The 19,927-nt window shown below is 37.0% G+C and carries 16 protein-coding genes and 1 pseudogene; 8 read left to right on the top strand and 9 right to left on the bottom strand.

What is annotated here, in order from left to right; translation table 11 throughout:
* Positions 1 to 122: 122 nt before the first annotated feature.
* From KTH84_RS04820 to accC, 5 genes are all read left to right on the top strand, one after another.
* Positions 123 to 2,363: a TonB-dependent receptor gene (locus tag KTH84_RS04820; protein ID WP_262472236.1), complete on the top strand. Its 2,241-nt coding sequence runs from the start codon at positions 123 to 125 to the stop codon at positions 2,361 to 2,363.
* 264 nt (positions 2,364 to 2,627) lie between these two features.
* Positions 2,628 to 3,953, top strand: coding sequence for a Y-family DNA polymerase (locus tag KTH84_RS04825; RefSeq protein ID WP_133972985.1), 1,326 nt, complete (start codon positions 2,628 to 2,630; stop codon positions 3,951 to 3,953).
* 235 nt (positions 3,954 to 4,188) lie between these two features.
* The gene (gene aroQ / locus KTH84_RS04830) at positions 4,189 to 4,644 is read left to right on the top strand and encodes a type II 3-dehydroquinate dehydratase (RefSeq protein WP_004791768.1); all 456 of its coding nucleotides are present in this window, start codon (positions 4,189 to 4,191) and stop codon (positions 4,642 to 4,644) included.
* 17 nt (positions 4,645 to 4,661) lie between these two features.
* Entirely contained in the window at positions 4,662 to 5,081 is a 420-nt protein-coding gene (gene accB, locus KTH84_RS04835; RefSeq protein WP_042893985.1) for an acetyl-CoA carboxylase biotin carboxyl carrier protein, read from the top strand.
* A 17-nt stretch (positions 5,082 to 5,098) separates the two neighbouring features.
* On the top strand, positions 5,099 to 6,469 hold the full coding sequence (accC, locus tag KTH84_RS04840; RefSeq protein ID WP_003652264.1) for an acetyl-CoA carboxylase biotin carboxylase subunit: 1,371 nt from the start codon (positions 5,099 to 5,101) through the stop codon (positions 6,467 to 6,469).
* A gap of 46 nt (positions 6,470 to 6,515) precedes the next feature.
* Here accC and KTH84_RS04845 read toward each other — a convergent pair whose 3' ends face one another.
* The 3 genes from KTH84_RS04845 to KTH84_RS04855 all read right to left on the bottom strand — a co-directional run bounded on the left by KTH84_RS04845 (position 6,516) and on the right by KTH84_RS04855 (position 9,218).
* A complete protein-coding gene (locus KTH84_RS04845; RefSeq protein WP_003652266.1) occupies positions 6,516 to 7,019 on the bottom strand; it encodes a hypothetical protein in 504 nt (167 codons plus the stop codon).
* Positions 7,020 to 7,174: 155 nt separating this feature from the next.
* Positions 7,175 to 8,338, bottom strand: a complete 1,164-nt coding sequence (locus tag KTH84_RS04850; RefSeq protein ID WP_262472241.1) for an MFS transporter — start codon at positions 8,336 to 8,338, stop codon at positions 7,175 to 7,177.
* Between the two features lie 265 nt (positions 8,339 to 8,603).
* Positions 8,604 to 9,218 carry a TetR/AcrR family transcriptional regulator gene (locus KTH84_RS04855; RefSeq protein ID WP_133972979.1) on the bottom strand — a complete coding sequence of 205 codons (615 nt, stop codon included), beginning with the start codon at positions 9,216 to 9,218 and terminating at the stop codon, positions 8,604 to 8,606.
* A 109-nt stretch (positions 9,219 to 9,327) separates the two neighbouring features.
* On the opposite strand from KTH84_RS04855, the gene KTH84_RS04860 reads away from it, so the two are divergent.
* On the top strand, positions 9,328 to 9,729 hold the full coding sequence (locus KTH84_RS04860; RefSeq protein ID WP_262472243.1) for a DoxX family protein: 402 nt from the start codon (positions 9,328 to 9,330) through the stop codon (positions 9,727 to 9,729).
* A gap of 138 nt (positions 9,730 to 9,867) precedes the next feature.
* Here the strand turns inward: KTH84_RS04860 and KTH84_RS04865 are convergent.
* The 6 genes and pseudogenes from KTH84_RS04865 to KTH84_RS04890 all read right to left on the bottom strand — a co-directional run.
* Positions 9,868 to 10,205 (bottom strand): annotated as a pseudogene (locus tag KTH84_RS04865) (putative peptidoglycan-binding domain-containing protein); the annotation flags it as partial.
* Between the two features lie 490 nt (positions 10,206 to 10,695).
* A complete protein-coding gene (locus KTH84_RS04870) occupies positions 10,696 to 11,724 on the bottom strand; it encodes a spore coat U domain-containing protein (RefSeq protein ID WP_410374395.1) in 1,029 nt (342 codons plus the stop codon).
* The gene (locus tag KTH84_RS04875; RefSeq protein ID WP_262472487.1) at positions 11,715 to 14,123 is read right to left on the bottom strand and encodes a fimbria/pilus outer membrane usher protein; all 2,409 of its coding nucleotides are present in this window, start codon (positions 14,121 to 14,123) and stop codon (positions 11,715 to 11,717) included. Before KTH84_RS04875 ends, KTH84_RS04870 begins: the two co-directional genes overlap by 10 nt.
* Before the next feature lie 40 nt (positions 14,124 to 14,163).
* Positions 14,164 to 14,871 carry a molecular chaperone gene (locus KTH84_RS04880; protein ID WP_262472245.1) on the bottom strand — a complete coding sequence of 236 codons (708 nt, stop codon included), beginning with the start codon at positions 14,869 to 14,871 and terminating at the stop codon, positions 14,164 to 14,166.
* 83 nt (positions 14,872 to 14,954) lie between these two features.
* Entirely contained in the window at positions 14,955 to 15,485 is a 531-nt protein-coding gene (locus KTH84_RS04885; protein ID WP_202741797.1) for a spore coat U domain-containing protein, read from the bottom strand.
* A gap of 534 nt (positions 15,486 to 16,019) precedes the next feature.
* A complete protein-coding gene (locus tag KTH84_RS04890; RefSeq protein ID WP_262472247.1) occupies positions 16,020 to 16,472 on the bottom strand; it encodes a hypothetical protein in 453 nt (150 codons plus the stop codon).
* 462 nt (positions 16,473 to 16,934) lie between these two features.
* Between KTH84_RS04890 and KTH84_RS04895 the strand changes: the two genes are divergently transcribed.
* Positions 16,935 to 18,608: an FMN-binding glutamate synthase family protein gene (locus tag KTH84_RS04895; RefSeq protein WP_262472249.1), complete on the top strand. Its 1,674-nt coding sequence runs from the start codon at positions 16,935 to 16,937 to the stop codon at positions 18,606 to 18,608.
* A 211-nt stretch (positions 18,609 to 18,819) separates the two neighbouring features.
* A complete protein-coding gene (locus tag KTH84_RS04900) occupies positions 18,820 to 19,875 on the top strand; it encodes a linear amide C-N hydrolase (protein ID WP_262472251.1) in 1,056 nt (351 codons plus the stop codon).
* The last annotated feature ends 52 nt before the right edge of the window (positions 19,876 to 19,927 follow it).

Below are 19,927 nucleotides of genomic sequence, written 5' to 3' on the forward strand. Positions count from 1 at the left end.
ATTCCCCTAATTCATTGAATAAATTTCAAATATATTATTTTTTCAGCAATTAATAATGTTGTTAATTACAATGATTCTCATTTATAATTCGCTCAATTTAAAATCACTCTCAGGGCGAGAAAATGGGAAATAAGATAAAAAGTAATAAACTTTTTACAAGAAAGTCTGAAGTAAAAAATATCATTCCACTTCTCTCACTTGGCGGAGCCATCTTTCTCTCAAATTCAGCTTTTGCAGCCTCAGCCTCTGAGACAACAGATGTTGAAAAGAAGCCTGAAGCACTCCCTACAATTACAATTTCCGCTTCACGTGCAGATGAGCTCTCTACTTCTGCTAAGCAAGTCACTAAGCTAGATGAAAAACAAATTGAACTTTTAAGAAATGGTTCATCTGGAAGTATTGCGACTGTTTTAGCTAAAGCTGTGCCGGGGCTGTCTGACTCAAGCCGTACTATTACCGATTACGGTCAAACTTTGCGTGGTCGTAATGCCCTCATCTTGGTTGATGGCGTGCCGATGAACTTAACACGAGATACTTCACGCGGACTTTCCTCAATTGACCCAGAAAGTATTGCCAACATTGAAGTCATTCGAGGCAGTAATGCAATTTATGGCGGCGGTGCTGCCGGCGGTATTATTTCAATTACCACGAAAGCTGCGGGTGGCGAACCTACAGCAAAAACTGTAGTTGGACTTCAAACACCTTTAACAAATTTCCGTTCTAATGCCCTAAGCGGAGATATTCATCAATATTTCACAGGCAGCTTTAACGCTTTTGATTATGCACTCGACTTTGGTTATCAACGTATTGGTAGTCCGTACGATGCAAGTGGTGATCGTGTTGCACCTGAACCAAGTCAGGGCGACCTTTATGATTCCGATGGCTACAGCGTAGGCGGTAAGCTTGGTTATCACATTGATGACAATCAATACCTACAATTCGCAGCAAACTACTATAATGCCGAGCAAGACTCAGATTATGCATCTGACCCAAGTGTAAAAAAAGCTCCAGCTGGAACTGTGCCAGCGAAAGCCATCAAAGGATTAAAGCTTAAAGACCAAAATAAAAATGAAAACCAAATATACAATTTAACCTATACCAATAAAGACTTATTGGGTAATAAGGTTGATGCTCAAATTTATTACCGCGACTTCTTTACCCGTTTTTCACCATTTGATGCTCGTGGAAATGCGAACCGTGGCAAACAAGTCGACCAGATTTATCAAGAAAATAATGTACTCGGTAGCCGCTTAACTGTTACAACACCACTTGAGTTTTTAGGCGATACATCATTGGTTTGGGGTGGTGACTTCAGCCGTGAAAAAAGCGAAATGCCTTTAGATATTTTTGACCCTCAAATTTATGATCAATCAGGTGGTCTAGAATTTGTAAAAACTGGCAAGCTCATTTATTTACCCGAACTCACCACGCAAAGTGTTGGCGGTTTTATACAGTTAAAACACCGCTTTAATGACCAATGGTCAGCTGAAGCAGGTACACGCTATGAAGACAGCTATGCGCAAATTGATAGTTTTGTTCCATTATCACAATTAGGTAAGACCAACCCTTACACTGTTCCAGGCGGAAAAGTGAAAGCTGATGCATGGTTATACAATGCTAATGTGACCTTTTCTCCAAATGATCAAAACTCGATCTATGCATCGTTTAACCAAGGTTTTCAGTTGCCTGATGTAGGTTTAATTATCCGTAATGCTGGTGAAGGTTTTAACCTTGGCTCATCATTTTTAGAACCTGTAAAAGTTGATAACTACGAACTGGGCTGGAAAGGTAATTTCAATAACTTCTCATCAAGTTTAGCGGTATTCCACTCAACATCTGATCTTGGGGCTGTGCAATCTTTCAACAATGGTCTGGTGCTTGCTAGAACAAAAGAAAAAGTAACTGGTGTTGAAGCAACTGTTGACTATCTTAATGATGCAAATGTTTGGGGAACTGGTGGTAGTGTAACGTGGATGAAGGGGCGCGAAACACCTCAAGGCAGTGATACAGACCGTGATATGACGGGCTTCCGTATACCGCCTTTAAAACTCACAGCTTACGTTTCTTATAGTCCAACAGAAACTTGGACCAACCGCCTACAAGCAACTTACTTCGGTTCAGAAGATTACCGCTTAAATGGTGTAAATGGTTTTGGTCGCTATGATGTGAAGTCTTACACAACAGCCGATTTAATCAGTAGCTTTGCGCTTAACAAGAAAGACACTGTGACGATTGGTTTAGAAAACATGTTTAATCGTAAGTACTACCCTCTCTATAGTCAATTATTAAGAACTAGCGATAACACTAGCCATTTAGTGGCAAATGGGGCAACGCTTAAAGTTTCTTATAGCCATAAATGGTAATTAAAATTACATAGTATGTGTCACAAAAAAGGAGATCTATTACGGTCTCCTTTTTTTATTTAAAAATTATTTAAGTCTTACCTTCTTTTCTTTATTGGCTTGAAGCCGACTGTCGGGACTACCCTAGCTTTCTAGCAGAAATTTTGTTAACTTGATTTTGTTACATATTCAAAATATAACTTTCTACCAACACTTTTCAACATCGTGTCTGTGAAACTCAATTTATGCATGTAGCTTTACCAATATTTTTAAGGGGAAATCATAATGGAAATCTCACATCGAGAAATTTATGCGCTTGTAGACATTAATAATTGTTATGTCAGCTGTGAGCGACTATTCAACCCCAAACTTATTGGTTTGCCTGTTGTAGTACTTTCTAATAACGATGGATGCGTTGTATCACGCAGCGAAGAAGCAAAAGACTTGGGTATAAAAATGGCAATCCCATGGTATCAAATTGAAAAAGAAGCTCTGCAAGCAGGCGTACACGTCTATTCAAGCAACTACACTTTATATGCCGAAATGTCACGTCGCTTTTTTTCAGTTTTAGGTGAATTTTTTTCCCCTGATGATTTAGAAGCTTATTCTATTGATGAATGCTTTATCCGTCTGACCCCTTATCTTCAATCTCTAGATATCCATTCTTATTGCGCCAAAGTCGTGAAAACCTTAGAAAAATGGTTAAGCTTACCTTGCTGTATTGGCATCGGCTATTCAAAAACTCAAGCTAAGTTAGCCAATCACTATGCAAAAAAAATTAAAAGCTTTAATGGGATTTGTAATTTTACCACCTTAGATCCCTTACTTCTTGAAGACCTCATGCAACACACTTCGGTCAAAGAAGTTTGGGGAGTTGGCTACCAATTGGTCAAACAATTACGAAGCTATGAAATTTATTCATGCCTAGACTTAACTTTTGCCAATGAACATCATCTAGCAAAAGCTTTTTCTGTGGTTATGGCACGTACCATTCGTGAGCTAAAAGGCCAATCCTGTATTCAACTTGATGATCCCGCTATTTCAACAAAACGAATTTTAGCATCACGCAGTTTTGCTCAAGCTTTATCCAGCCTTGAGATTATTAAACAAGCGCTTATCTTTCATCTCAACCGTGCTCACCGCCGTTTAATGAAACAAGAGCAACTCTGTGCCTGCATTCAAGTCATGCTTTATGAAAAAATAGATAAATCACCTTATAAAAAAGCCTCATCTCAAGCGATTGGCTTAAATTATGCAACAGATGATCTATGCATAATAACTAAAGCAGCAATGCAACAAATTGATGTTTTATATAAAGAAAATAAAAAATACATTAAGATTGGAGTTTTATTTTGTGGTTTGCATGCCCGTCAACATCACATTGATGATTTATGGCAACCTCTTGAGTTGATTCAGCAAAGACAACAACTCATGAAAACACTAAGTACAGTCCGTAATCGATTCGGTAGTCACTATTTACAAGTGGGCTATCATTCACGTAGCCCATCTTGGCATATGAAACAATGTCACCGTTCAAAAAACTATCTAACCCGATGGAATGAGCTACTTTTAATTGGAGAGAATTCTATGACCGTTACACAAAATACATGAACTGTTTTTGTCAATTCAGTTTAAAATAAGCTTCATTAAATTACTTGAAATTTTGTCATTTTTTAACATTGCTAAATCATCGCAAAATTCACAATATATAAGCCGAATTTGGTATACCCTTTCTGCGACAATTAAAACAAATTATAAAAAAATTGTAGAAACCTATGCCATAATAAGCAAACTTTGCAGACATCTTGCAAAGGATATTTGCAACTTTAGAGCTGGAGCAATCTGAATGAGTTCGACCATTTTGGTGATTCATGGACCGAATTTGAATTTGCTGGGAAAACGCGAACCAGAAGTATATGGTCATCTTACATTAGGTGATATTAACCAACAACTCGTTATCCAAGCTCAAAACGCTTCAATTACATTAGATACTTTTCAAAGCAATTGGGAAGGTGCCATTGTTGACCGTATTCATCAGGCACAAACCGAAGGCGTAAAACTTATTATTATTAATCCTGCGGCCCTCACCCATACTTCCGTTGCCCTACGCGATGCCCTACTCGGCGTTGCCATTCCATTTATTGAAGTACATTTGTCGAATGTTCATGCAAGAGAAGCATTCAGACATCATTCATATTTATCTGATAAAGCAATTGGCGTGATTTGTGGTCTAGGTGCAAAAGGCTATAGCTTTGCACTCGATTACGCTATTGAAAAAATTCAACCATCTAACCCAAACTAGTTTAGGAATAGTCGCCCATGGATATCCGCAAAATTAAGAAACTCATCGATTTAATGATTGAGTCTGACTTGCAAGCGATTGAAGTTAAAGAAGGTGATCAATCAATCGCTTTAACTCGCCGTAATCCAGTCGTTGCTGCGGCTGGTGTAGCACTTCCGGCAGCTTCTGTTGCAGAAGCACCAGTAGCAAAAACACCACGTGGAGCAGTTGAACCTTCTCCAATGGTTGGTGTGTTCTACGCTGCTCCAAGCCCAGGTGAAGCACCATTTGTTAAAGTAGGCCAAACTGTATCTGCTGGTGAAACTTTGGGTATTATTGAAGCAATGAAAATCATGAACCCAATTGAAGCAACTCAAAGTGGCGTGGTTGAAGAAATTTTAGTGAAAAATGGTGATGTTATCCAATTCGGTCAACCTTTATTCCGTTATCGCGCGTAATTACCTCGGGGACGTCTATGTTGCAAAAAGTTTTAATTGCAAACCGTGGTGAAATCGCTTTACGAATTACCCGGGCTTGCAAAACATTAGGAATCAAGACTGTTGGGATCTATTCAGATGCCGATAAGGACTTGATGCATTTACGTTTTGTTGATGAAGCAGTATGTATTGGTCCGGGTGCAAGTAGTGATAGCTATTTAAATATCCCGGCAATTATTACTGCTGCAGAAATTACCGGTGCCGATGCTATTCATCCCGGCTATGGTTTTCTTTCAGAAAATGCTGAATTTGCTGAAATTGTAGAAAGTTCAGGTTTTACTTTTATTGGCCCTCGCCCAGAACATATTCGCCTTATGGGGAATAAAGTTTCTGCGATTGTTGCCATGAAAAAAGCTGGTGTACCTACTGTACCTGGTTGCGACCATGCTGTGACCATCCACAATGCCTTGGCAGAAGCTAAAGAAATCGGCTTCCCGCTTATTGTTAAAGCGGCATCTGGTGGTGGCGGACGTGGTATGCGTATTGTTGAGCGTGTAGATACACTACTTGAATCAGTTCAAGCAGCACAACGCGATGCAGAAATGTGGTTTGGTGACGATACAGTTTACATGGAGCGTTTTTTACAGAAACCTCGCCATGTCGAAGTTCAAATTCTTGGTGATGGTAATGGCCATGCGATTCATTTATATGACCGCGACTGTTCATTACAACGTCGTCATCAAAAAGTGCTAGAAGAAGCGCCTGCACCAAATCTACCAGAACAAGCTCGAGCTGATATTCTAGAAGCATGTGTTCATGCATGTCAGTTAATGCAATATCGCGGTGCTGGTACGTTTGAATTTTTATTTGAAGACGGTGAATTCTTCTTTATCGAAATGAACACTCGTGTTCAGGTAGAGCACCCTGTTACTGAAATGGTGACTGGTGTTGACATTATTGAACAACAGCTACGTATTGCAGGCGGCCTAGGACTAGAACTTCAACAAGAAGATATCAAAGTTCAAGGACATGCAATCGAATGTCGTATCAATGCTGAAGACCCAACAACTTTCTTACCTTCACCAGGTAAAATCGAAAGTTTCTATGCACCAGGCGGTGCTGGTATTCGTTTAGACTCTCATATCTATCCAGAATATAGCATTCCACCTTACTATGACTCTATGATTGCCAAACTGATTTCTCATGGTAAAGACCGTGAAACGTCAATTGCACGTATGCGTCAAGCTTTAGATGAAATGATCCTTACAGGAATTAAAACCAATATTCCTCTGCATAAAGATCTTATTTTGCAAGATAAGAGCTTCTGCTCTCAAGCAATGGACATCCATTACCTTGAAAAACACTTGCTAAAGCAATTGGAAGAAAAGAAGAAAGCTGAAACTGCATAATAAAAAAGCCTCTTATAAATAAGAGGCTTTTTTTATATCTATTACTTTATGGTAGTACTCTACGCAAAGTCGCAAAACACTGCTCACCCTTAGCGGTTGAACAGAAGTTGATCGTATGATCATTTTTCCATTGTACAAAATACTGAGAAACATCACCTGTTTGATCTTGTTTCTGACCAGAACAATCCATTTTATTATTATCAAATTTTATTTGCATCACTAAAGCAGCTAACTGCTCTTTAGGATCATCGGACGGTTGATATTCATATAAGCCATATGACCATTCTTGACCACTTTTGATCACTACATCATTACTACTACGGAAGTTATAATACTCCACACATTTCTTATTATTTGGAATTTCCATTCCCCATAATCCCATAATTTCAGGACGCGTAACAATACGTATAGCATTAGGATTACTTGCAGTCCGAACGGGTTGTTCGGCTGGCTGTTGAGTAGCCGTTTCTGCCACAGCTAAACCAGAACAAGCCCACAATAATCCAATAATATAAATATTTTTCATAGATTTATTAATCATTAAACGCATGAAGTTAAGTTAGCATATTTTTTGACAAAATCACGGGTTCATAACCATATAAAAACAATATTTTTCAACTGTAACGTGCTACAACAAGTCATCAAACAATTTTATATTTACTTGCTTTTTTCAATATAAATGCCTTGTTTTACATTATCTCAAGCTTATGCCGTTGAAGAATCGATGTGTTTAGGAAGCCACATTACAAAGCATAAACCTAAGAGCACAACCAAGCTGGCACACATAAAGATGAGCTCACCGGAAAAAATTTTCCAAAAATGCCCAGCCAGAACACTACCAAAAGCCACACCCAACCCCCACATGGTGCTGTAAAGAGCTTGTCCACGCCCTTGTTGTCCAGCCGAGAAATTTTGAAAAATAACTCGCATTGCAATTAAGTGAAATAGACCAAAACTAAAAGCATGCAAACACTGCGCAAAAATTTGACCAACAAAGTAATGCGAAAATAGTGCAACTAACATCCAACGTATACTCGTCACTAGCAAACATACAATCACCAAACTACGCCATGAAAAACGTTGAAAAACCTTTGGAGCAATTGAAAACATAAAAATTTCTGCAAAAACACCCATAGCCCATAAAAATCCAATTTCAGTCGTACTAAAATTCAAAGATTTTAGAAAATTACTATAAAAACTATAAAAAGGTGCATGTGAAAAAAGTAAAATAAATTCAATTATAAAAAATGCAGCTACTGTCGGGCGTTTAAGTACAGGAAGTAAAGGCTCCAACTGCTTTTGTGAGGTAGGTGCACCATCCGGTTCTCGAATTGTGAAAGACCAAATAAATGCCAATGAAGCAATAATTAATAATAAAATCGGAAGCATCGAAATAGGTACTATTTCTAGAAGTGCACCAATAACGAAAACGCCTACAATGAATCCAACAGATCCCCACTTACGAATTTTGCCATAGAGTTTAGCTTTTTGATCACCCAACCAAAATAAAGTAACTCCTTCAAATTGAGCTAAAATAGCATTTTGAAAGAAGCTAAAAATAAGCATGAGTAAAGCAATAGATTGAAAGGTATTTGGAACTATAAAAATAGCCAACCATATACATGATTCCATCCAAGTCGCCAAACGTACTAGTAGCATTCTTTTACCAGATTTGTCAGCAATCCATCCCCAAACTAAAGGCGCAAAAAAACGCGTTACAATGGCAATTGATGATAAAACACCAATTTCTTGATAGTTAAACCCCTGATCTTGAAGATATAAATTCCAATAAGGCATGAATGTGCCAACAATGGAATAATAGAAAAAGTAGAATCCGCCGAGTCTAGTCTGGATTGTAAGTGGTTGCATTAAGTTGCTTTATCTTGCATTTTCAAATAGTTAATTATAATTAAAGTTGCATCCATTTGTACTGATATGCTGTATTTTGCACTTCACTAATCTACAAATCAGTCTACAAATTTAATTTCCAATCAATTTAAAAAAATTTGTAGACTGCATGCTTTTTAAGCAGAAACTACTCATCAAATTACTGATCGTCGCAATTCTATCATTTCGATTAGAACGTAAATGAATTATTGTTGACAGAAATAAGAAAAACCCTCTAAAGAGAGCTTTAGTTTTTTATACCATTTAGAAAAGTTGAAACCGCCATCTCAACACGTTCATCTATTTGGCTATCAGAAACTATTTCACCAGATATAATTTTGAATTGTAGATCTGAGATGAGCATATCGCAAAATAAAGCACCCATGACTTTCGGTTTTGAAACTTTTATCTCCCCAACTTCAGCTCTTCTCATTAAAAGATCTGCGGCTAAAGTATATGCGCTAACTGGGCCTAATTGTACGAATGTCTTTGCAAACTCGGGATAACGAGTCGCTTCGGAAAGTACCAGTTTCTGTAAAGCAATTACGCGTGAAGATAAAAGTACTGATAAAAATATTCTTCCAAAAGAAGTGAGAGCTTGCTCAATAGAACCACCTTCTATAGGCAAAGCTTTTAGTGGATCAAGTACTTGCTGGCATACATCAGCAATCACACTCCTAAAAAGCCCTTCTTTATCTCCAAACTGAGCATATAGGTCCCTTTTAGATCCGCCTATCTTAGAAATAATTGCATTAATAGAGACTCTTGAATAACCATGCTCCAGAAACATATCACCTACTGTCTGAATTATAAGGCGATTTTTATTATCAATTTGCTTGGTTTTGCTACTTTCACTTATCACAATTCTTTCCTACAAAATAAAAGGCGTGCCATGGCTATTGACATTACCATGTACAAAAGTATGATGGTAACGATCATTACCATCAACCCTGAACAGGAATTACCTTCTTATGGCATCCTTAATTCAAAATGCTTTAGCAAGTAATTACGCATTAGTTATTGGAAGAATAGTTTTATCTTCATTTTTTTTAATTGCTGGTATTTTTGGTGTTTTTAACTTTGATGCTGTTGTTAATGAAATGATTGGAGCGAATCTACCGCTTCCTCAATTATTTGCTTTTGCAACTATAGCCGTTCAACTTGTAGGATCAATTCTACTTATTTCAAATTTTGCAGGACTTACATGGTTAGGTGCAGGAATACTTGCCGTTTTCACTTTACTTTGTATTCCTGTTGGACACCCCTTTTGGGAATTAGCTGAACCACAGAGAACTCAAGATTTCCAAATTGTTTTAGAACATATTGCTTTAACTGGAGGACTTCTCTTAGCAGCAATAGCCACCAAGAAATAAGTTTAGATAAAAAATATTAAAATCTTCTGTATTATATGAGTCCTATTTCCCGCAGGACTCATTACTTACTTATCATGTCTCTATCTTTACCTTGAAATGTACATTCTCAAAGCAGAATACACAGTAAGACTAGAACCTTCATAAGGAAACTCGGTTAGCAGCGGTCCAGCCATAGAAGAATTGTTCTTGTCGTGGATTATGCTCACAAATTTCAATATAGCGTTGACCTTGCATGATATTAAACACGTACCAGAATCTTTCTCACCCTCTTTACCACGTTTGGACAAGTACACTTTAAGGGCATTTATTGTTGCTGATCCATGAATCCCATCTACTGCAAGATTTCGCCAACCTGCTTTACCTTAGTTATTCAGTAAATTTAAAGCACGTTATAAAAGTGGTGTTGTAAAGCCAGTATCACAGTTCCCATCGGTATCTAAAAGTTCTTCAGCAATAGCAGAAGAAGTAGAATCCACCGAGTCTAGTTTGGATTGTAAGTGGTTGGAACAAGTTGTAAACCTTGGTATTTTCAATAGGTTAAAATTCGAGATAGTTGTATATATCAAAACACCCTAACCCTACAATTTTAACACTTTGTTTTCCAATACAAATAAATAATTTATTAATAACCAGTTTTGCCCTTAAAATCTTTTTTTATTGATAAGAAAGATTAAATAAAGATAAGAGAACTGTAATTTAATTTGTACAATGTGTTAACTTGTGTAAAAATACATTTAATATTCATAAGGTATTTATTCATCAGATGTTTTTTCTTATTTTTTTAATTTGTCTTTTTCTGTTTTTACTTATTCTAAAACAACATTACCGTTAATCACCTTTTTACATCTATCTTTTCTTTAAATGTTCAAATTAAGCTTAGCTTAAATATCAAATCTAAAACTCTTGGGTATTTGCATTACCAATCCAACTCCAGAAACTTACTCAATATCAACTTCCAAGAGATCATTAATAAGTGACTGTAACAACTATAGTGTCTGAGTAGTTACCTGGAGTCGTTGAAATAGTTGTACCCTGCGGAATTTTTCCATAGACATTTGTACTTTGAGCATTCCCCGATCCCGTCTTAGATACGCCCCCAGCGCCTCCAATTGCGGTTACACCACCAGTTGTGTTCCATACCGTACTATAAGTCGAGTTCTGATATAGCTGATAAGGAATGTATTGACTACTACCATTTGTCATACGTCTAAAACTGCCAACAATACGGTTATTTCCATCCCCCAAATAAATGCTATATGGTGTTCCATTGTTACAAGTCGTATTCACTGCGCCTTGTGCTGTGTAATCACGAGTGGCTGTGCCAATATCATTAATATTGCCGAAATCTACATTTGAAGTTGAATCTAATTGACACAAACTTGGCATAACATAATTAGCAGTTATAGTGGCATTACCTGAGTCCCACCCGCCTCCACTATTTCCTTCACAAACAGTGCTAGAGCTTGCCTGCATATCCCAGAAAAGCTGAACCGTACCAGTATATGTACCTTTAGGGTACGCAATAAGAGAACCAGTGCGGGCTGGAACTTTTACATTTACAGAGTAATTAATAATATTATTTGAAGCGACTGTTCTCACTGGTCCAGACCAAACATTTGAGGTCTGATTTGTGCTAGAAGAACCTGCGCCACCTACAGTTGCAGTGACCGTATAAGGCAATGAAACACTGTTATTGGTGTTTGTGGTTCCCGTAAATACGGTTTTCATACACATATAAGCTGAAATTTCAGGAGTAGTACGTCCACCAAGACAGCTAATCGTGCCAGAAAAGTTGATGTTTGCATCACTATTAATGGTGGCAGCCGTATAGGTATACGTACTATTAGTGGTTCCAGTTACCGTACAAGCCGCATGTGCAGAGCTAAAAAATGCATATAATATAAAAAACAGAACAGGTGCTAAAATATACTTTATGGCCAATGAAAACTTTTTACTATTCATCCAAAAACTATGGCTCGCAGTAGTTATTGACATACATAAGGCCCCAATTTTTTAGCACTGTATTGATTATTTTCATACGCAAAATTAACTTGGCATGAACCATGATCCAGAAGATCGACTTCAAGTTTGTTTTGTTTTAATAGATTTGCAATAAATACTTCACCGTCGTAACCCAGTACTCCATCTTCTTGGCCATTAATTCGAACTGTATAACCCGGCAATAAAGATGAGTTGTTCTGATCAACAAGTTTTACCAGTCCAGAAATGACTTGATGAGCACCAAAGTCAACCAGAGTGCCTTGGCGATAACCTACAAATGCTGTTTGGTTAGTTGATGTAACATCCCATTCTAAAGGTAAATATGATGGATCAAGATAGATATGATGAAGCTGATAGGGTCTTAAATTTGAAATTAAGAATCGACCAGTTCGATCAGTCGCTCCTAAATTGACTCCACCATTTAGAATTTGGCTTTGCGGTCCAGCATTAGTCACGATCGCATAGCCATCTCCAATTTCATTGGCCGCAAAAATTCGTCCAGCTGCCGCAACCAATGATCCCGTCGCTGAAACTGCAACTTGGTCGTTATCTCCAATTCGGTTATATCGCCCTGTCAGGTAAGCAGCACGGGCACGGTAAGAGGCATACACCGATGCATTGTTTTGATTGGCATCCTGATCGCGCTCAACATAACCTCCCCATCCAAATGCACCGATTTGTGGGTCACTAAATCCATTTATTTCTTGTCTATACGTTGTTTTTCCACTTTCACTAGATACACTTGTAATCGCATTAACCCGGGTAGATGGTGTATAACGCAGCGCAAAGTAAATACCATAGTCTTTGTGGTTTTCATAATCTTTATACGCTGAGGTATAAAATCCCCAGTTCTTGTTCAGGCTTCCACTTAAATTGGCAGACAATAACTTATAAGAATTGTCGCTAAATTTGATCTGGTTATAGCCCAGATAAGCCCCATACCCCTCATAAAAATTATAGTTAATTCCAGCCCTAAAAATCTCATCTGCCAACGCACTGTAGCTCAGATAGTTTTTGGGTTCAGCGTCGGTCTGGTTGTCTTTTAAATATCGAATTTGAGATACACGGGCAAGGTCAAAGTAGTTATCAAATACCTTGCGGTAACTGGTATTAAACGAAATATTCTTGCTAATCCGCCCCTCTACACCAATTAAGGCAGAATAGCCGTTTTCATCTTTATACTGGCTCGCTGCAATGTCAGCATTGACCACCCCAATACCAAACAGATTCTTGGCAAAGCCAGTGCCCAGATTTGATAGCCCATCCGTTGAAGCTTCTGCACCACCGCTTAAGGTCAGTGAGTTACTATAACCGTATCGAATCGCACCCGAAGCGAAGGTGGCATCATCATAATCGTTTGAATACAGTCCAAAGTTATAACGTGGAACCCCGACATCTACTGAAAATTCATTGATGCCTTTGGCTAAAATTTTAGATGAAAAATAGTAAGCCTGTTTGGTAATGCTCTGCTGACCCGTTGCATCGGTGGTCACAAGTGTGACTTCATTTCCGGAAATAAACGGGAGCTGTTTAACGTCAAACGGCCCTGAAGGCACTAATCCTGAATAAATTTTTTGCTGGTTGACATATAAATCTAAAGTCGAAGGTAATGCAGCCGAGCCAGAAAATTGCGGTAGTGCCGAAGTGACAATATCACCTCGTTGAGTGTAGGCACTCGACCACTGAAAACCTGCCAGACGTACGCTATTTCCCCAATCCGAACTATTGGAAATAAAGTCTCCTAAGGTATATATCCTGACCTTTTCAGGGTCGACATATTGCCACTTACTTTCCAGACGTACCCACTTTTCATGGCTATAACTATTTTCATTACTGCCGTTGTATAAAATGCCTGATGAAAAGTTACCGATTGCGCTATTAAAGATCCCTTCTGCCGAACCAGAGAAGACATTCTCGTCATTGGTCAGGGTGTGGTAGAGGCTATAGTTCAGAATGGCAGCGTTTAAGGGTTTCATTTTGAGTAAATGAGGGCTTGTGAGCTGTTGACCATTTAAGTCAACTGAATAATCCGTCAACATGCTTGAAGGAACTTGTAAGTTTAGAGATTGTTCATTCTCTAGATATCTAAACTGGATTCCTTTTAGCTCATTAATACACACCCATTGGCTATCTGGAGTGTGTTCATCCATTTTTACCCTTAAAACTTTTAAGTCACGAGCACGAATATATAGCTTTCCATCTTGATCTTGGCGTACCGATATTAAATCTGTTGAAATATCCGAGTTAATAGAAATCTTTAAGAAAAGCTGTGTATATGCCTTATCAGAACTAAACACCTGATGAGAAGAGCTTGTAACTTCCGGAATACTTGGTAAAGCAATATTGGTGTTATCTTGCAATGATTCAGCAAAAGCATGAATCGGCAAGTACATAACACATAAGGCACTTACGAGATATTTCATATGTGCCTCTTTAAAGAGATGTTTGCTTACCGTTAATATTCAATGAAATATTATATTTATGATCCGCTTGAAATTTAAAATCAGGGCTAATATTAAAATTTTTTGCTTTGCCAGCAAGAATATAACCATTCACCGTATTTACTTTAATGGCATAGCTTTTATTTTCTGTTACATCAACAAGTGTTAAATTATTTAAAAGTGCGTGTCGATTGCCAACATTGCTAATCATAAGAGAAGAATTATTTTGTTCTTGTTGTATTGACCACGTAAGTTTAGTAATTGCATCTTTATTTACGACAAATAAAGGCAATGACGAACGTAGTAGTACGTTAATCCCTTGATCAGCTTTACGGTTATCAATCGGTTTCGGTAGTTCATCAATAATAATACGGTATGTTTGCTCACCAGAAACTGGTGCTGGATTAATTCTAACTACACGTAAGTTATAAGAATCATTAGGTTGTAATTTTAAAAACGGGGGGCTAACCGCAATCTCATCTGTAGGTATGAGTTGATCTTGCCCAGCATTTTGGCGCCATTCAAATACACGTACCTGCAAATCAGTGCTTTCATTTGACTGGTTATATAGGCTAATTGAGGACGCCGATTGATCATTTAATATTTCAACACTTACAGGCGAAAGACGAATTGATGCAGCGTTCAGCATACTAGGCAAAAATAACAATAAACTTGTAATAACAAAGATATTTTTTCTCATGATTTGCCCAGAACTACTTTTCTCAAATTAGGCTAGCTCTCTCAATCAAGAGCTAGCAATGACACAATAAAACTTATTAAAAATTAATAAGTCACTGTTACAGTTACGGTGTCAACATAGCTACCTGCGCTTGGTAAAGTCGTCCCAGCAGGGATACGGCCATATACGTTAACTGCTTGTGGCGCACCAGTACCAGTACCGCTATATGCAGTTGTTGCAATACCAATCGCTGTTGCACGATTAGTGTCAGAGAAGAGGTTGTAAGGGATATATTCGTTGCTTGTTGCGCCACCAATCATACGACGTTGAGTCGTTTGAGCATTTTTGCCAGCATCAAAAGCCAAAGTCCATGGCACAGTGTTGTTACATAAAACTTTAATTGCAGTACCACCCGTTGTTGTGGTGTCTGCATCCACGTTGCTAGCAAGAGAACTTAAAGTACCGAAATCTAAAACTGCATTTGCTGTTGTACCTGTAGCTGAAGTATTCAATACACAACTATTCGTAATTGTTGCTTTAACAGTCAAGGTGCCTGTTGCAGTTGCAGCATTTGCGGCATTGATAGACATTAAACCCATAGCAATTGCTGATAAACAAATGAGAGACTTTTTCATGGTTAAAAACCTTTTTTACATTACGCCAATAAAATTAATAGATGTAAAAACTAGCCTTCCCCAACACAATCACTAGCTTTTCTGATTGTTTTTTCAAAGCATTATTTTTTTACTCTACTGACCGCGCATAATACAAAAAAACAACAAAAACACTAACATAAGTTTCATTTTAAATATCAATTAATAGTTCAACTTCTGATGAATTTCTCAATTAGAAAAATTTTTATGGTTTATTACACTTTTTATATGAATTTTCGATACTTTTATTCAGTTTTTATTAGTTTTACTAAAAAAATTATAGCTTTTCATTAGTTAAAATTTACCATCACTTTTAGTAATTTATAATTTTTTAACCTTTGGTCAAAAAAACAAGAACAAAAACTAAACTACTGATTGTTCTATATATTTTAAATGAATAAGAAAACAATATTTTATGAATAAGAAATCTAAGTAACTTATAACAGTTCTAGGATTTTTTAAGAATTTTCAGTAATTAAAACAACTTTTCACCTACCATAAGAAGGTAGCATTAGCTTAACTATTTCTAAAAATTAAATGAAAAAACAAGCCGAGAAATCCACCCACTATAGCAAAACCTAATTGTATATAGGCTTTGCCATACCAAGCCAGTTTCCTAAAATGATAGTCTGCACTGCCAGAGTTGATCACAAACATATTTCTAATATCCCAACTATGAAATCCTTTGGATCTTTCAGCAAAAAAATCTAGAATAGGCGTAACCCCTAAAACAAATAAAATACCCAGTAAGGGATAAATGATATATCTTGGAAAGATAGGATTATCCTTTCGTTCCATAGAGTCAAAGATGATAGCCGCAGCTACTAAGATGATAGCCGCAGCTACTAACAAACTTTGTATTAGAACGACTTTTTTAAAAGTATCTAAATCAAAACCTAAATAGAACATTAAAGTTAAGAAAAAGACTCCCGTTAGAAGAATAGAGCATATTAATAATTTCCAATTCATTTCAGTCCTTAAATAATTTTTAGAATCTTATATAGTTGTAGTAATGTCTATAAAAAATATTATTTCAATTTATTTATATTAGCAAACAACAATTAAATAGCGCAGTATTAAGTATTCCAAAACACAAAATAACATTCAAATAATTCTCTTATTTTTAAATAAATCTAAATTTACATTTAGTTTATATATAGTTTTTTATAAATTGATTTAACAAAATATATTTTTCAGTACAACTAAACATTTATAAAATCCATTAATTTTATAATTTATCTTAATGCTAAAATCTTCAGATTAAATATTATTTATAGTCAAAATACTTTCTATTTAAAAATATATTTTTAAATCAAGCGAGCCTTTAAATGTACTCTTTCTTGTCCCCTAAAACTAACAATTCCATACTTGTAGTTTTACTCGCTTCTTGGCAAGGTATGTGCCAGTAAAACATTAGGAATTTGTTCCAATATGGCGAGTCCAGCACAAATCATTCGATATAAATTTCTCAATACATTTTTTTCACGCCATTCTCTCTGGTTCTTATGTATTTTTACTGCACTCAGCATTACATGGTTTCGCACTGTATATACCCCTCATAGTATCTATTATTTTATTTCAGATACTCTACTTAACGGTTTATGGGTACTCACGGGTGCACTAAGCTTATTAGGCCTTTATGATGTTTTGCAGAATAAACATTCAATTTTAAGAAACTACCCAATTATGGGGCATTTCCGTTTTTTGTTTGAAGATATACGCCCAGAAATTCGTCAATACTTTATTGAAGCGGATCAAGATGCCCTACCTTTTTCGCGTATGCAAAGAAGTCTAGTTTATCAACGCGCTAAGAATGAAAATGCAGATAAGCCTTTTGGTTCAATCATTGACGTTTATCAAGAAAACTATCGCTTTATTGTCCACTCAATAAGCCCTTGCCCGCCAGCAGATCCAAAGAGCTTTCGTATTCAGGTTGGTAATGCACAATGCCTTCAACCTTATAGCGCATCAATCATGAACATTTCTGCCATGAGCTTTGGTAGTTTAAGTGCAAATGCAATCCGCGCATTAAATAAAGGTGCGCAGTTAGGTGGGTTTTATCATGATACTGGCGAAGGTAGTTTAAGCCCTTATCATCTAGAAAATGGCGGTGATATTGTTTGGCAAATTGCCAGTGGTTATTTTGGATGCCGTACCGTAGATGGGAAATTTGACGAGCAAAAGTTTGCCAAACAATCCCAATTACCACAGATCAAAATGATTGAACTGAAGCTTTCCCAAGGTGCAAAACCGGGCCATGGCGGTATTTTACCTAAACATAAAATTACCGCAGAAATTGCCGAAATCCGCGGCGTTTCGCGCGATCATGACTGTATTTCTCCTGCAAAGCACTCTAGTTTTTCTACCCCAATTGAAATGATGCATTTCTTACAGAAGTTGCGCACATTATCTGGCGGTAAACCAGTTGGTTTTAAACTGTGTATTGGTCAGCCTTGGCAATTTATGAGTATTGTTAAAGCAATGCTTGAAACAAAAATTGTTCCTGACTTTATTGTGGTTGACGGTTCTGAAGGCGGTACAGGTGCAGCGCCAATTGAGTTTAGCGATAATATTGGTACACCATTACGTGAAGGCTTACGCTTTGTCCATAACACACTTGTCGGTGCAGGGCTAAGAGATCAAGTTAAGATTGGTGCTAGTGGTAAAATCATTAGTGCATTTGATATTGCCAGTACTTTTGCACTAGGTGCAGATTGGGTTAACTCAGCACGTGGTTTCATGTTTGCTGTTGGATGTATTCAGGCACAAAGCTGTCACACTAACCAATGCCCTGTAGGTGTTGCAACCCAAGATAAAGACCGCCAAAAAGCAATTGATGTACCAACCAAATCAGAACGGGTATTTAACTTTCATAAAAATACCTTGCATGCTTTGTCAGAAATGATTGCTGCGGCTGGTTTACGCCATCCTTCGGATATTAAGGCCCATCATTTGGCTCAGCGAGTAAATGATCGTGAAATTAAGAACTATGCTCAATTGCATTTTTTCTTAAAAGAAGGTGAACTTTTACAATCTGAACTTAATAATGACGATGATAATTTCTATTATCGTATGTGGAATATGGCTGATGCTAATCATTTCTAATTTATATTAATCCTATCATTTGAGCATTACATTTATAGTGTGATGCTCTTCCATCTTTAAAACTAATTTGTGATTTTTTGATTAAATTTTACTCTCCTTTTGATTTGTATTTAATAGATTTTTCACCTAATATAAAAGTATAAATAACGTACACACTTTAATTTTATTTAATAAAAAATTTTTAATGCTTATAACAAGAAGGTATTCCATCATGTTGAAAAAAACATTCATCTCTTCTTTTGTTGCACTGGCGGTAGGCTTAAGTAGCTATACTGTTGCTTGTACACGTGCTGTATATTTAGGTAATAATCAACATATTATTACGGCTCGTTCGATGGACTGGAAAGTTGATACGGGTACAAATTTATGGATTATGCCAAGCGGGGTTACCCGTGATGGTAGTGCAGGTTCCAATTCAATAAAATGGACATCTAAATATGGAAGTGTGATTGCTACAGGTTATGAAGTTTCCACAACAGATGGCATGAATGAAGCTGGATTGGTTGCCAATATTTTATGGTTAGTAGAATCTCAATATCCAGATGTAAAAAAAACTAATAAACCATTACTAAGCATTGCTGCTTGGGCACAATATGTACTCGATAATTTTGCAACTGTAGATGAGGCTGTCAAAGCCTTAGAAAAAGAACCTTACACCATTGTTACCGACAATGTTCCAGGCGAATCAAGGCTTACTACTCTGCATTTATCTATTTCTGACAAAACAGGTGATAGCGCAATTATTGAATATATTGACGGAAAGCAGACTATTCACCATAGTCGTAACTATCAAGTCATGACTAACTCACCTACTTTCGATAAGCAACTCGCACTTGCCGAATATTGGAAACAAATTGGTGGAACGATCATGCTTCCTGATACAAACCGAGCATCTGATCGCTTTGCACGCGCATCATTTTATATTAATGCAATTCCTAAAAATGATGATAGTAAACAGGCTCAAGCCTCTGTATTTAGTGTGATTCGAAATGCATCTGTTCCCTATGGGCTAAATACTCAAGAAGAACCTAATATCTCTTCGACTCGTTGGCGAACTGTAGCCGATCATAAACAGATGCTCTATTTTTTCGAATCTGCCCTATCCCCAAATGTATTTTGGATCGACTTAAAAAAGATTAACTTTAAAGATGGTAAAACACGTAGACTTGATTTAGGGCCCGATCAAAGTCATATCTATGCAGGTGATGCTACTTCTTCCTTTAAAGTTGCCAAACCTTTTTTATTTTTAAGCCCAACTACTCGTTAATTTATGCCAAAATTTATTGGCATTAACATAAATAATATTAAACATACTGTCT

This window comes from Acinetobacter sp. WU_MDCI_Abxb74 (genome assembly GCF_025513915.1).
Classification (GTDB): Bacteria; Pseudomonadota; Gammaproteobacteria; order Pseudomonadales; family Moraxellaceae; genus Acinetobacter; species Acinetobacter calcoaceticus_C.

Excerpts from the sequence above, each read along its gene's own strand:
- KTH84_RS04895 (WP_262472249.1), top strand. The coding sequence starts at position 16,935 with ATGGCGAGTCCAGCACAAATCATTCGATATAAATTTCTCAATACATTT.
- KTH84_RS04820 (WP_262472236.1), top strand. The coding sequence starts at position 123 with ATGGGAAATAAGATAAAAAGTAATAAACTTTTTACAAGAAAGTCTGAA.
- KTH84_RS04860 (WP_262472243.1), top strand. The coding sequence starts at position 9,328 with ATGGCATCCTTAATTCAAAATGCTTTAGCAAGTAATTACGCATTAGTT.
- aroQ (WP_004791768.1), top strand. The coding sequence starts at position 4,189 with ATGAGTTCGACCATTTTGGTGATTCATGGACCGAATTTGAATTTGCTG.
- accC (WP_003652264.1), top strand. The coding sequence starts at position 5,099 with ATGTTGCAAAAAGTTTTAATTGCAAACCGTGGTGAAATCGCTTTACGA.
- KTH84_RS04880 (WP_262472245.1), bottom strand. The coding sequence starts at position 14,871 with ATGAGAAAAAATATCTTTGTTATTACAAGTTTATTGTTATTTTTGCCT.
- KTH84_RS04885 (WP_202741797.1), bottom strand. The coding sequence starts at position 15,485 with ATGAAAAAGTCTCTCATTTGTTTATCAGCAATTGCTATGGGTTTAATG.
- KTH84_RS04875 (WP_262472487.1), bottom strand. The coding sequence starts at position 14,123 with ATGTACTTGCCGATTCATGCTTTTGCTGAATCATTGCAAGATAACACC.
- KTH84_RS04870 (WP_410374395.1), bottom strand. The coding sequence starts at position 11,724 with ATGTCAATAACTACTGCGAGCCATAGTTTTTGGATGAATAGTAAAAAG.
- KTH84_RS04900 (WP_262472251.1), top strand. The coding sequence starts at position 18,820 with ATGTTGAAAAAAACATTCATCTCTTCTTTTGTTGCACTGGCGGTAGGC.
- KTH84_RS04825 (WP_133972985.1), top strand. The coding sequence starts at position 2,628 with ATGGAAATCTCACATCGAGAAATTTATGCGCTTGTAGACATTAATAAT.
- accB (WP_042893985.1), top strand. The coding sequence starts at position 4,662 with ATGGATATCCGCAAAATTAAGAAACTCATCGATTTAATGATTGAGTCT.
- KTH84_RS04890 (WP_262472247.1), bottom strand. The coding sequence starts at position 16,472 with ATGAATTGGAAATTATTAATATGCTCTATTCTTCTAACGGGAGTCTTT.
- KTH84_RS04845 (WP_003652266.1), bottom strand. The coding sequence starts at position 7,019 with ATGCGTTTAATGATTAATAAATCTATGAAAAATATTTATATTATTGGA.
- KTH84_RS04850 (WP_262472241.1), bottom strand. The coding sequence starts at position 8,338 with ATGCAACCACTTACAATCCAGACTAGACTCGGCGGATTCTACTTTTTC.